This window comes from Acinetobacter sp. CAU_H_S139_7, assembly GCF_058599305.1.
Genome location: NZ_CM178651.1, coordinates 1805696 through 1817826, shown reverse-complemented (window position 1 = coordinate 1817826; position 12131 = coordinate 1805696). Strand labels below are relative to the sequence as shown.

Below are 12131 nucleotides of genomic sequence, written 5' to 3'. Positions count from 1 at the left end.
ATGTTACGTGGTAAACAATTAGATGAAGTAATAGAGCAAGAATTGCAAATGATGTTAGTTGAGGGTTTTGAGAAATCGCCTATTTCGCACAAAGCTCTACATAACCGCTTAACTTTTAAGAGGTATATATCTGGCGGATTAAGTACCTTAAGTTCTGTTGAAAGGAAGAAACTCATCAGCTTATATTTATCAGAACAAATTTCGCCATTAAACTTAAAAGCAAAAGAACAGCAACTTTATGTGAATAAAAAGACAAGACAGGCTCTTTCCGATACTAATAAAAATCTACGTACACAAATTGAAGACTTAGAGTCTCAGCTTCATCAGAATACGGAAACACTTATAGATATCATTGAAGAAGTAAAACTAAGGACTAATTTGAAGATTGATCATCTATTGGCCCCCTACCTACTCAAAAAGTATCTATCAAGGGAGTAGTATTTTGGGGTTAACATTTAGCATTTTAGATATTTGATAGAGTTTTCAACAGTAATATTGACTTCTCCACTTTCAATTCGCCATAAATAGCTACGGTCAATTGCAGTTAATAGTGTTAACTGTTCTTGGCTGATGTAAGCTTCCAGTGAAGCCCGCTTGAACTCTAGCAGGCTCTCAGTTATGCGGCTGTGAATCACGCAATTTATAACTTGTAGTGGCTTTGTTGCACAAACCTAGCTTAGAAGGTTTTTTCAGCATTATAATTTCAAAATGAATAAACCTACGCCTAAAACCTATCGTACAACTAACTGGTCTTCCTATAATCGTGCCCTCATTAACCGAGGTAATATTTCCATTTGGTTTGATCCAAACACTCAATGGTATGCACAACCACAAGGCAAGCAAGGTCGAAATCAAACTTACTCTGCCCTGCTATTCAATGCTGTTTAATGATCAAATCTTTATTCAGACTTTCTTTACGCATGGTCACAGGTTTTGTTCAAAGTCTAATTAAACTGTGTGGATTAAATTGGACTGCGCCAGATTACAGTACGCTTTGTCGAAGACAAAAACATATTGATATTGCAATTAGCTATCAAAAAAGTAGTGATGGATTACATCTACTCGTAGACTCAACTGGCTTAAAGTTTCTAGGTGAAGGTGAATGGAAACGTAAGAAACATGGACCTGAATATCGTCGCCAATGGCGTAAGCTTCATATTGGGATCGATGCTGAAACCCTTCAAATACGTGCAGTACAACTCACAACAAATAATGTGAGTGATTCGCAAGTACTCGGTGATTTACTTGCTCAAATTCCTTTAGATGAACAAATTGATTCAGTCTATACCGATGGTGCTTATGATACGAAGCACTGTAGACAAGTCATTTTAGATCGAGATGCACATGCAGTCATTCCGCCAAGAAAAAATGCAAAACCATGGAAAGATCAGAAATTGAGATCTTTAGAGAGGAATGAATTGTTAAAAACAGTGAAACGTTTAGGAAGAACGCTTTGGAAAAAATGGTCTGGTTATCACCGTCGAAGTTTGGTTGAAACCAAGATGCATTGCATCAAATTATTAGGCGATAAATTAACGGCAAGGAGTTTTTCTAGTCAGGTAAATGATATCCATGCACGCATAGCTGTATTGAATAAATTTGCAGAATTAGGTGTACTAGCTCAAACCTGATCTGACAGTTACCCATTTTTTATTGTGCCTGTCAGGTTAAATTTGAGCTAAATTTTTCTCAGCCCAAATCCGTTTTCCATCAAGTAAAGTTTCAAGTGGTGTACGACCACAGCACATTTTTCCTTGATGAGTCCGTTCAGTATTATAGAATTTCAGCCAATCGTCTAGATCAACTTGTAATTCTTCCAATGAGCTATAAAGCTTCTTCCTAAACGTAATTTGATAGAACTCCTGCAAAATCGTCTTATGGAAACGCTCACATATACCATTTGTTTGCGGGGAAGCTGCTTTTGTCTTCGTGTGATCAATATCATTAACTGCCAGATACAACTCATAGTCATGTTGTTCTACCTTACCGCAATACTCAGTACCTCTGTCTGTGAGGATGCGAAGCATTGGTAAGTCCTGAGATTGATAGAATGGCAACACACGATCATTGAGTAAATCAGCCGCTGTAATCGGTGTTTTTGTTGTATAGAGCTTGCAATGAACGACCTTACTATAAGTGTCGATGAATGTTTGTTGGTAGATTCGTCCAACACCTTTGAGATTCCCGACATAAAAGGTGTCTTGCGCGCCTAAATAGCCTGGATGAGCTGTTTCGATTTCACCACAAGCAACGTCATCCTCATGCTTACGTTCAAGTGCCGCAATCTGCTGATCATTTAATTCAATACCATCCTGTGCCACTTTAGCCTCAAGTGCTTTTAAACGCTTCTTAAAGTTTTCTAAATCATGACGAAGCCATATAGAGCGAACCCCACTCCCTGAAACGAATACACCCTTCTTGCGTAATTCATTACTAGTACGGTGCTGACCATATGCGGGATATTGAATTGCGAAATCAATAACAGCCTGTTCAGTAGCATCATCTACACGGTTTTTTAAATTTGGTACTCGACGGGATTTATTGATCAGTGCGTCAATATCACCAGACTTCACTAACTCTTGATAGCGATAAAATGTATCTCTTGAAACACCCATCACTTTGCATGCTCTGGATACATTCTGAAGCTCTTCAGCTAAATTGAGCAGACCTACTTTGTGTTTAATGATTTGATTGTTAGTATGCAACATAAGAAAGTTACCTTTGTTTGATTAAGATTTCGACACCTTTATCAAAACGGGTAACTTTCTCTTTTTCAAGAAGAATGTACGATCAAGTCTGAACTAATACAAATTAGGTCGGCCTCATACCCAAGTTGTCACTTGAGTTCTATTCAAATGAGCAGAGTACTGTCTTTTAAATCTTTGTGCAACAAAGCCACTTGTAGTTCTCCCTCATTAGAATGATTCAAGTTGATCTTTTTCAATATCATTGAAAATATTCACTATAAAACTATTCTTATTTTCTAATTCCTTTAACTCTTTAGATATAACATTCTCATATTTGTCGAAAAAACATTGTAGATCTGGGTTTTTAGTAATGATATTTTCAATGAAAACTTTCTCGATTTTACGTCTTTCGAGTGCATTTTCCAAACTCTTTTGTTCCTCAATTAATGCTTCTTTGACTTTCTTTACTTTTTCAACATTTCGATAGGATTTTAAATAAGAGGATTCGCTGTATCTAAAAATATTACGGTTATCCTCATCTCTCACTGTTAAAAGAAAATTGCATTTTACTAGTATATTTAATCCTCTATAAATACTTTGCTTTTCAGAGAGTTTAACAAATTGTCTATCATTAAAAATAGCCTTTATAAAGTCATTCGCTCGCCATTCGATGATTTCATAATTCAGTAAAATGTGAAAAAAATCACTGTAAAAAGGTAGAGTATATTTTGACATGTATAAGCACAATTAAAGCAAAAGAGAGTTGATGACCTTAGTTTTGAACTGTATATAGATTCATAACTAATTGGTAGAGGATCAAAAATAAGCACTTGAGATCAACGCAGATCTGGCAAGCTTGTTCAAAAGTTACCATCGAGCAATGCAATGTAGACTACTTGATTTCACAATACTAAGGAATCCTTAGTAATAACTCAAGTTGAAACTAAGAAAATCTTAGTTTTAAGGTGGGTGCTTATGTATAATGTCAACACATAATTTAAATGTTTTTGCCTTACGATTACGTATAGCGCGCAAAGCAAAAAAACTTTCACAAGAGCGCTTGGGGATCTTGGCTGGAATTGATGAATCTTCTGCTAGTGCGCGTATGAATCAGTATGAACGTGGAAAACATGTTCCTGATTTTTTAATGGCTTCCAAAATTGCAGAAATTTTAGATTTACCAACAGCATATTTTTATGTAGAAAACGATTTATCGGCAGAAATAATACAAGTTAGTCATGCTTTAAGTAATGAGCAGAAGTTAGAAGTTCTACGATTTATTAAAGACTTACAAAAGTTTTGAATCTTATATCTTTCTTCTTGAATAAGATGAGTATAGTTCATGATGCAACTCTGACTTCGGTCTGGCGGAGGCAAAATGCTAGCTCATCTTGCCTCCTTCCTAATTGCTTAACTTGAACCGTAATACCATCAACTATTGGTACATGATTTTTAGAGAAGCAATCTACGATTATCAGTTTGGATTGCTACCAAGCTGGGCGAAAGAGTTGAAGTTCAGCAGTCATACCTATAACGCTCGTACAGAAACAGTTGGTGATAAACCTAGTTTTCGACATGCATGGAAGTACAGCAAGTTTTGTCTGGTGCCAGTTCAAGAGTTCTATGAACCGAAATACATCAATGGCAAGCCACACTGTTATACCATCAAGTGCAAAGATAATCAGCCTTTTACAGTTGCTGGTATCTATGATGACGCTGTGATAAATGGGAATAAAGTACGCTCATTTTCAATGTTAACCATTAATTCAGACCATCACCCTTTCATGAACCAATTCCACGCACCTAAGAATGAAAAACGATCAATCATCGTCATTCCAGAGCAATATAGAAAAGATTGGCTAACTGCAGATCATGAGCATGCGCATGAATATTTCTTTCACATGTCTGATGAATTCGTCACTTTTCCACGCGATGAGCAGAAACAAAACGACTTATTTTGACGTCTCCTTGTTTATCCACAACTTTTAAATTTGAATTTTAATCTCTGTTAGTAATATCATATTTAGACAAATTCTACTTCCAAACACGCCACTGTAGCGTAGGAGTATCACATGTCTAAGAAGTTGCCCATCTACTTCTCTGATGACGCATGGTCATCTTTGCAAGAGCTCATGGGTCCAGAGGGTAAGCCAAGCCCTACCATCAATACAGTTCTAGAACAAATCGCTGTTCAAAATGAACTTGTTGAGAAATTAGGGTTAACCGCAGTACTACCCAAATCCAAAGTCTCAATTCCAGTCTCTTTAGAGCGCATTCCTGCTGGTCCTGCATTTAGTACCAAGGATGAACAAGATAAAGCACTCGATCTGAATGAGTTCCTTATTCATAACCCTATTTCTACATTTATCGCTTACGTAGACAGTGAATCGATGCTTGATGCAGGTTTTGAGATTAATGATCCGATCATTGTTGATCGCAGTATAGAAGCAAAGCACTACGATATCGTAATTGCATTAATTGATAATAGTTCTTCGACAATTAAGCGGTTAATGATTACAAGCAAGATGTCTAAGTCTGAAATCAAAGAGATTTTCGGAGATGAAGACTACCCTCTTCCAGACCTTTGGTTAAAAGCTGAGAATCCTAGATACAATCACATCATTCCCAACGACAGTCAGACAATATCTATTTGGGGTGTAGTGACTTTTAATTTAAAACGTATTCATCACCGTTCATAAAAAGAAGAATAAAAATGAAAAGTGAAAATGAAATATTCGCGTTAGTTGACGTGAATAATTGCTACGTCTCGTGTGAACGTGTGTTTAACCCTGCCCTAAATGATCGCCCAACCATTGTGCTCAGCAACAACGATGGCTGTGCCGTGGCAAGAAGCCAAGAAGCAAAAGACTTAGGTATAAAGATGGGGGTTCCTGTATTTCAGATTCAGGATTTGATCAAACAACATAACATTCAGGTTCTCTCGAGTAATTTCTCTCTGTATGGTGAAATGTCCAGACGCTTTATGGAGCTTCTCGGGAGTTATGTTGCACCTGGAGAGCAAGAAGTCTATTCAATTGACGAATGCTTCCTAAAGCTCACAGCGTATGAGCACTTATTTGACCTGACAGAATATGCGCAAGATATGAGAATTAAAACATTCCAATGGTTAGGCCTACCCTGCTGTATTGGAATCGGTCGCTCTAAAACTGAAGCCAAGATTGCCAATCATTTAGCCAAGAAGAACAAGTATTTTGGTGGCGTGTGTAATTTAGTTCATATGGACCAGTGCTCTGCTGAGACTTTACTGGCGCAAGTCGATGTATCTGATGTTTGGGGAGTCGGCAGGCAGAACTGCAAGAAACTCAATGCTATGGGCATCCAGTCTGTTCTAGATCTGATTAACGCCAATCCTAAAGAAATTAAAAAGCAATTCAGCATCGTCATGGAAAAGACAGTACTTGAGTTACAGGGTTTGTCTTGTATCGACCTGACTGATGATGCAGTAGCCAAAAAGCAGATTATCAGCAGCCGTTCATATGGCAGCCCTGTGTATGAAGTGGATGATCTAAAGGCTTCGGTGCGACTCTATGTAGCCAGAGCAGTAAAGCGAATGCGTGATGATGGCTCAATATGCAAGATGATTGGGGTTTATATTCAAACCAGTCGATTTGATAAGACTGAGCGTTACACCCCATACACCGTAGTTCAGATGCATGAGTATACAGACGACTGGTTACTTATCACCAAGGCTGCAATGAAAGGTATCGATCAGATATTTAAGAAGGGTTTTAAGTATAAAAAGGCAGGAATCGTACTTTTAGAAATTAAGGATAAATCCAAATTTGTGCCTGATCTATTCACGGACTATTCGCATAAGCAAGAGCGCGAACAACTTTCAGATGTTATTGAAGCCATCAGTGAACGGTTTGGGAAGAATCTCGTTACGCTAGGCATTGCCAACAATCAAGAAGCCTCATGGCACATGAATCAAAACCTTAGATCACCATCGTATTTAACAAAATGGTCTGACTTACCTAGAGTAGGATAAAAACATGCACTTATTTAAATTAACTGACGAACAAATTACTCAACTCCTAATCCCGAAACGATTTGTACCACCTACTCCGCAAGAATATGAAGGCAAGAACATGGTTTATGTTTTTGATAGTGATGATAAGTTTGAACTGACTTATTATGAGCTGGTGGATATCATTAGCAAAGCGAGAATGGCTGGACCGAAGTTGATACCTGTACTTGGTGCTGTGAATTAAGTAATTTCAATGTGCTCATGTGTGAGGCATTTGTTTTTTAATAATTAATATTAGAGGTGGATTTAGAGATCGCTAAATTGAAACGATCTCTATGAATCACACAATTCAAGGATAAACTGATACTTTACTCGGGCAAGCTTGCAAAGTACCTTGCGGCCTTTTTTTAAGATTTCTCGTTCCTCTTCAGTCTGTTTAAGCTGACTTTTAAGGTGAAGGATTTTTTTCTTTGCTTCGATTAGTTCATGTTCATCAGGGGGTGTTGCGTAAAGGCTGTACGACCTTTAGCCATTTATAAATATTGTGCTCAGATACACCTAAACGTTCTGCTACATCAGTGACAGAATATCCACGTTCTGTAATCAATTTAATAGCTTCATCTTTAAATTCTGGGCTGTATCGTTGTCGACTCATAATGTTCTCTCCTATGCAAAAAGAATAGATGATATTTGTCTAGGAGAGTGGTGGCAGTCCAAGAATAGGCGAAATTTGTCTTTCTTTGGGTACCATCGATTAAAACTCTTCGCTCTAGACCATAAAAATAAGGCTATTTGCATTTTAAGGTGGGATTTTTTTAAATCTCGCCTTATTTTTTAACTTACCAAACTCTAATTTTTGCAATCTAAGGTTGAACTACTTGAACTAATCAATTTTAAAATTTGCATTATAAGGTTGAAAGTGAATTTAGCTTTTTAACAATTCTTTAAGTTGACTCAAATATTCATTTGCTTTTTGTTGAGCATTTTCTTCTGATGAATTCAAATCGGATTGTATCTTAATGATGCTTTGCTCAAACTGGTTCAATTCCAAATCACTCAATCGTTGTTCATCTTTGTACATATCTATAGTTGCTCGACACAAATTAATGAAGTGTTCTGTTGTTTTGTGCTGATAATTACAACAAGCATGAATGATATTTTTGAGTCGTCTGTGGCGTAGCTCAATATTGATTGGTTTATAAGTTGGATGGCTTGCGCTAAAAAATAGTGCCTTATCTATGGCATCACCGCTATACCAACCTTTATCCAAATTTTCTTGTGCTGCTTGAATATAAATTTCTGCTACTCGCTTCCTGTCAGCCAAAATGTATTTCTCAATTTCAGCTTGGTCAGTTAAAAGCTCAATTGGTTCAAACTGAACTTTAGTGCCGTATCTGTTTTGGGTAGATTGATCATTTACTCGCAGAAAAATGGTTGCACCTATTTCTATATCTGATAGTACGGTATTTTTGACAAGTTGGGCTTGATAATTTTTTACACTACCGATCAGTTCAGCTTGAATATACTTTGTTCCAATTTTTAAGATACGAAACTGTCCAAATGCTGTCATTTTTTCTTGCTTATTTGGCATCTCACACCAAGCCTAATGATTATCCTGTGATAAATTTTAACATTAAGTCTTTATTATGAAATAAAAAAGTAGTCAGATTTGAATTTTTTAAATATTGCATTTCAAGGTTGGAAAATTTACGTTTATTGCATAATATTTAACTATTGCAAAATAAGGTTGAAAATAAAATGGCATCTGCACCAAACAATACTAAATCGACACTGGCAAGTTTTATTTGGAACAATGCGAATGATCTTTGGGGGGATTTTCCGCATACAGAGTTCGGTAAAATCATTTTGCCCTTTACGGTATTAAGACGTTTGGAATGTGTACTTGGACCAACTAAAGATGCTGTTCTCAATACTTATGCGCAATTTAAAGAGGCTTTGTTGCACAAAGATTTGAAATGCAAAGCGCCCCTAATTGAGCCAAATTTAAGGCGTAACTTGGGTAAGTGGTCGACCTAATTCCGTAAATCTGTTAAGGACTGCTACACGTGCATGGATCTCATTCACTTGGCTATCAAAACTCCTTGCACTGAGTTTATCTCCTAATAATTTGATGCAATGCATCTTAGTTTCAACCAAACTTCGCCGATGATAGCCTGACCATTTTTTCCATAGTGTCCTGCCTAAACGTTTAATTGTTCGAAGTAATTCATTTCGCTCTAGCGAGCTACTCTTTGTATCTTTCCATGGTTTCGCATTTTTTCTAGGTGGAATCACCGCATGCCCTTGCCGATCTGCAATGACCTGACGGCATTGCTTGGTGTCATAAGCTCCATCGGTATAAACAGAGTCAATCCGCTCATCTTGTGGAATCTGATTAAGTAAATCACCAAGCACCTGTGAATCACTGACATTATTGGTTGTAAGCTGAACTGCTCGTATTTGTAGGGTTTTAGCATCTATACCAATATGAAGTTTACGCCATTGGCGACGATATTCAGGTCCATGTTTCTTGCGTTTCCATTCGCCCTCACCTAGAAACTTCATGCCTGTAGAGTCCATGAGTAGATGCAGCCCATCGCTACTTTTTTGGTAGCTGATTACAATATCAATATGCTTTTGTCTTCTACAAAGCGTGGTGTAATCTGGAGCTATCCAATTTAATCCGCAAAGTTTAATCAGACTTTGCACAAAGCCAGTGACCATACGTAAAGACAGACGGAATAAGGATTTAATCATTAAGCAGCATTGGATGGCTGCGTCGGAGTAGGTTTGATTTCGCCCTTGTTTGCCTTTTGATGGCGCATACCATTGCGTAGCAGGATCAAACCAAATGGCAATATTTCCGCGACTCATGAGTGCTCGGTTATATGCGGGCCAATTGGTTGTGCGGTAGATTTTGTGTGTAGGCTTCTTCATTTGAAAATTATATCGCTGAAAAAGCCTTTACAGATAGGTTTGTGCAACAAAGCCATTCGTTAATTAAACAAAATCAATTTTATGCTCAACATCTATAAATCCTAGAAATCTGGATAAATATTTTCTTAATATTTTTCCTACTATAGGAAATCATTTATTCGTCTTTGAAGTTTAAAAATTTATTAGTAATATATTCTACAAATATGTTGAGTATACTACATGTCTATTTCTTTACTCATAACATCTCTGCCTACACAGAACACAAGCACTCGGATGAGAGTCTGGCGATCTTTGAAAGCAAGTGGTGCCGCGACCCTTAGAGATGGGGTCTACATACTCCCTATTAATCATAGTGAGAAGTTTACCTCTATTGCTAATGATGTTGTTTCTGAACAAGGAACTGCTTATATGTTTTACGCAGAGCCACCTTTAAATCTTGAACTCGCACCTATTTTCAGTCGAAAAGAAGAGTACGAAACCCTCTATAAACAACTCACGGAAATAAGAGATCGTCAAACTAAAGATGATAAGAAAGAACTACTCAAACAGATTCGTAAATTAAGAAAAAGCATCGATGCACTTGTAGACATTGACTATTATCCAGATGAGACTCAAGTACAAGTTCTTAATGAACTTTCCTTATTGGAACTCACTATTGCACGTCTCGGTGAAGTCAATGAACCTAAAGCTATACAAGCTCATATTCAACATCTGGATAAAGGTAATTATCAAAACAGAATTTGGGCAACACGTAAAAGACCTTGGATTGATCGTCTAGCCTCTGCATGGCTAATCAAAACCTTTATAGATACCTCACCAACATTCATTTGGTTAGAAACCCCAACTGATTGCCCCGAAGATGCATTTGGATTCGATTTTGATGATGCAACTTTCAGTCATGTCAATCATTGGGTGACCTTCGAAGTTCTTTTACATAGTTTTGATCTAGAAACACCCGCATTAAAGAAAATCGCTGAAATTGTTCATTACCTTGATGTAGGAGGAATTGAGCCTCCAGAAGCGATCGGTATTGAAAAAGTTATTCAAGGAATTCGAAGTCAGATAAGTGACGATGACCAATTATTTGCATTATCGAATTACATTTTCGATGGCTTATATGCCAACCTATCAAGAGAATAATCATGGAACAAGAACTTGTTATACAACCAGAACAAGAGATACAGTCAGTTTCATTTTGGCAAGCATTCCTATTCTGGCTTAAATTGGGGTTCATTAGTTTTGGGGGGCCCGCAGGTCAAATTGCGGTCATGCACCAAGAACTGGTTGAACAAAAGCGTTGGATTTCAGAGAAGCGATTCTTGCATGCACTGAACTATTGTATGCTCTTACCGGGCCCTGAAGCACAACAATTAGCAACTTATATCGGTTGGTTAATGCATAGAACCGTGGGTGGTTTAGTTGCAGGGATTCTTTTTGTACTACCCTCACTATTTATTTTGATTGGTCTTTCATGGGTTTATGTAAAATTTGGTGATGTACCCATTATTGCAGGGCTCTTTTACGGTATTAAACCTGCTGTTGTTGCCATTGTTTTTCATGCAACACATCGAATCGGCAGTCGATCACTTAAAAATAAATTTTTATGGCTGATTGCAGCCCTTTCATTTATTGCTATATTTTTCTTCAACTTACCCTTTCCTTTAATTGTGCTCTCTGCCGCAATCATTGGTTATCTAACCAGTAAAAAATATCCAAGCCTATTTTCTAGTGGAAACGCACACCAGCAGAGTAAAAAAGATTATGGTCGTGCTTTAATTGATGATGATACTCCTACACCTGAACATGCGATCTTTAGCTGGAAACGATTGGGCAGTATTCTGCTAATTGGTGGTCTACTGTGGTTTATTCCAATCCTGAGCCTAAGCTTAACGCTGGGGTGGGATCATACTTACACCCAAATGGCTTGGTTCTTTACGAAAGCAGCCCTGCTCACCTTTGGTGGTGCCTATGCAGTATTGCCTTATGTTTATCAGGGTGCTGTAAGCTATTACGGTTGGTTAAGTCCGACTCAAATGATAGATGGCTTAGCTCTAGGTGAAAGCACGCCCGGCCCTTTAATTATGGTGGTCGCATTTGTTGGCTTTTTAGGAGCATTCAATCAAGCACTCTTAGGCTCAGATCATTTATTCTTGGCGGGCACCATTGGAGCAAGCATAGTCACTTGGTTTACTTTCCTGTTTTCCTTTGTTTTTATTTTAGCTGGTGCACCAATTATCGAATCAACACATAATGAGCTCAAATTTACAGCTCCGTTAACGGCTATTACAGCCGCAGTTGTTGGTGTGATTCTTAACCTTGCCCTATTTTTTGCTTATCATGTACTTTGGCCAACAGGATTTAACGGCTCTTTCGATATTGTTGCTGCGTTAATTGCACTTGTAGCTTTGGTTGGCTTATTTCATTTCCAGCTCAAAGTGATGTACGTCCTTGCAGCTTCTGCATTAATTGGTTTAATTTGCTTTAACTTTCTTTCTATGTAATTTAAACAGTCGAAGTAT

General features: G+C 37.6%; 12 protein-coding genes and 3 pseudogenes. 10 read left to right on the top strand and 5 right to left on the bottom strand.

Features of this window, described 5'->3' with window-relative positions; all coding sequences use genetic code 11:
- Both AC4MC0_RS08900 and AC4MC0_RS08895 read left to right on the top strand, forming a co-directional pair.
- Positions 1-438 carry a hypothetical protein gene (locus tag AC4MC0_RS08900; RefSeq protein WP_004692100.1) on the top strand — a complete coding sequence of 146 codons (438 nt, stop codon included), beginning with the start codon at positions 1-3 and terminating at the stop codon, positions 436-438.
- 270 nt (positions 439-708) lie between these two features.
- A pseudogene (locus tag AC4MC0_RS08895) lies at positions 709-1631 on the top strand (IS5 family transposase).
- Between the two features lie 36 nt (positions 1632-1667).
- Here AC4MC0_RS08895 and AC4MC0_RS08890 read toward each other — a convergent pair.
- Positions 1668-2708 (bottom strand): IS481 family transposase, encoded by a 1041-nt coding sequence (locus AC4MC0_RS08890; RefSeq protein ID WP_004642076.1) that lies wholly within the window; start codon positions 2706-2708, stop codon positions 1668-1670.
- 207 nt (positions 2709-2915) lie between these two features.
- On the bottom strand, positions 2916-3422 hold the full coding sequence (locus AC4MC0_RS08885) for a hypothetical protein (protein WP_004692097.1): 507 nt from the start codon (positions 3420-3422) through the stop codon (positions 2916-2918).
- A 247-nt stretch (positions 3423-3669) separates the two neighbouring features.
- Here AC4MC0_RS08885 and AC4MC0_RS08880 point away from each other — a divergent pair, with 247 nt between their 5' ends.
- The 5 genes and pseudogenes from AC4MC0_RS08880 (at position 3670) to AC4MC0_RS08860 (ending at position 6919) form a co-directional block, all read left to right on the top strand.
- A complete protein-coding gene (locus tag AC4MC0_RS08880) occupies positions 3670-3990 on the top strand; it encodes a helix-turn-helix domain-containing protein (RefSeq protein WP_004692095.1) in 321 nt (106 codons plus the stop codon).
- Between the two features lie 103 nt (positions 3991-4093).
- A pseudogene (locus AC4MC0_RS08875) lies at positions 4094-4648 on the top strand (SOS response-associated peptidase family protein); the annotation flags it as partial.
- A gap of 111 nt (positions 4649-4759) precedes the next feature.
- Positions 4760-5386, top strand: a complete 627-nt coding sequence (locus tag AC4MC0_RS08870; protein WP_039889600.1) for a LexA family protein — start codon at positions 4760-4762, stop codon at positions 5384-5386.
- A gap of 14 nt (positions 5387-5400) precedes the next feature.
- Entirely contained in the window at positions 5401-6696 is a 1296-nt protein-coding gene (locus tag AC4MC0_RS08865) for a Y-family DNA polymerase (protein WP_058951983.1), read from the top strand.
- A 4-nt stretch (positions 6697-6700) separates the two neighbouring features.
- Positions 6701-6919 (top strand): hypothetical protein, encoded by a 219-nt coding sequence (locus tag AC4MC0_RS08860; RefSeq protein ID WP_005399443.1) that lies wholly within the window; start codon positions 6701-6703, stop codon positions 6917-6919.
- 269 nt (positions 6920-7188) lie between these two features.
- Here AC4MC0_RS08860 and AC4MC0_RS08855 read toward each other — a convergent pair.
- Positions 7189-7330, bottom strand: a pseudogene (locus tag AC4MC0_RS08855) (transposase); the annotation flags it as partial.
- 270 nt (positions 7331-7600) lie between these two features.
- Complete coding sequence (locus tag AC4MC0_RS08850) at positions 7601-8266, bottom strand: hypothetical protein (RefSeq protein ID WP_005399445.1); 666 nt, start codon at positions 8264-8266, stop codon at positions 7601-7603.
- A 167-nt stretch (positions 8267-8433) separates the two neighbouring features.
- Here AC4MC0_RS08850 and AC4MC0_RS08845 point away from each other — a divergent pair, with 167 nt between their 5' ends.
- A complete protein-coding gene (locus AC4MC0_RS08845; RefSeq protein ID WP_171333650.1) occupies positions 8434-8712 on the top strand; it encodes a type I restriction-modification system subunit M N-terminal domain-containing protein in 279 nt (92 codons plus the stop codon).
- On the opposite strand, the gene AC4MC0_RS08840 is transcribed toward AC4MC0_RS08845, so the two are convergent.
- The gene (locus AC4MC0_RS08840; protein ID WP_081405714.1) at positions 8680-9612 is read right to left on the bottom strand and encodes an IS5 family transposase; all 933 of its coding nucleotides are present in this window, start codon (positions 9610-9612) and stop codon (positions 8680-8682) included. The genes AC4MC0_RS08845 and AC4MC0_RS08840 overlap by 33 nt on opposite strands.
- A 219-nt stretch (positions 9613-9831) precedes the next feature.
- On the opposite strand from AC4MC0_RS08840, the gene AC4MC0_RS08835 reads away from it, so the two are divergent.
- Together AC4MC0_RS08835 and chrA are read left to right on the top strand one after the other, a co-directional pair.
- Complete coding sequence (locus AC4MC0_RS08835) at positions 9832-10752, top strand: chromate resistance protein ChrB domain-containing protein (RefSeq protein ID WP_005399446.1); 921 nt, start codon at positions 9832-9834, stop codon at positions 10750-10752.
- A gap of 2 nt (positions 10753-10754) precedes the next feature.
- A complete protein-coding gene (gene chrA, locus AC4MC0_RS08830) occupies positions 10755-12113 on the top strand; it encodes a chromate efflux transporter (protein ID WP_005399447.1) in 1359 nt (452 codons plus the stop codon).
- Positions 12114-12131 lie beyond the last annotated feature (18 nt).

Excerpts from the sequence above, each read along its gene's own strand:
- AC4MC0_RS08900 (WP_004692100.1), top strand. The coding sequence starts at position 1 with ATGTTACGTGGTAAACAATTAGATGAAGTAATAGAGCAAGAATTGCAA.
- AC4MC0_RS08890 (WP_004642076.1), bottom strand. The coding sequence starts at position 2,708 with ATGTTGCATACTAACAATCAAATCATTAAACACAAAGTAGGTCTGCTC.
- AC4MC0_RS08885 (WP_004692097.1), bottom strand. The coding sequence starts at position 3,422 with ATGTCAAAATATACTCTACCTTTTTACAGTGATTTTTTTCACATTTTA.
- AC4MC0_RS08880 (WP_004692095.1), top strand. The coding sequence starts at position 3,670 with ATGTCAACACATAATTTAAATGTTTTTGCCTTACGATTACGTATAGCG.
- AC4MC0_RS08870 (WP_039889600.1), top strand. The coding sequence starts at position 4,760 with ATGTCTAAGAAGTTGCCCATCTACTTCTCTGATGACGCATGGTCATCT.
- AC4MC0_RS08865 (WP_058951983.1), top strand. The coding sequence starts at position 5,401 with ATGAAAAGTGAAAATGAAATATTCGCGTTAGTTGACGTGAATAATTGC.
- AC4MC0_RS08860 (WP_005399443.1), top strand. The coding sequence starts at position 6,701 with ATGCACTTATTTAAATTAACTGACGAACAAATTACTCAACTCCTAATC.
- AC4MC0_RS08850 (WP_005399445.1), bottom strand. The coding sequence starts at position 8,266 with ATGCCAAATAAGCAAGAAAAAATGACAGCATTTGGACAGTTTCGTATC.
- AC4MC0_RS08845 (WP_171333650.1), top strand. The coding sequence starts at position 8,434 with ATGGCATCTGCACCAAACAATACTAAATCGACACTGGCAAGTTTTATT.
- AC4MC0_RS08840 (WP_081405714.1), bottom strand. The coding sequence starts at position 9,612 with ATGAAGAAGCCTACACACAAAATCTACCGCACAACCAATTGGCCCGCA.
- AC4MC0_RS08835 (WP_005399446.1), top strand. The coding sequence starts at position 9,832 with ATGTCTATTTCTTTACTCATAACATCTCTGCCTACACAGAACACAAGC.
- chrA (WP_005399447.1), top strand. The coding sequence starts at position 10,755 with ATGGAACAAGAACTTGTTATACAACCAGAACAAGAGATACAGTCAGTT.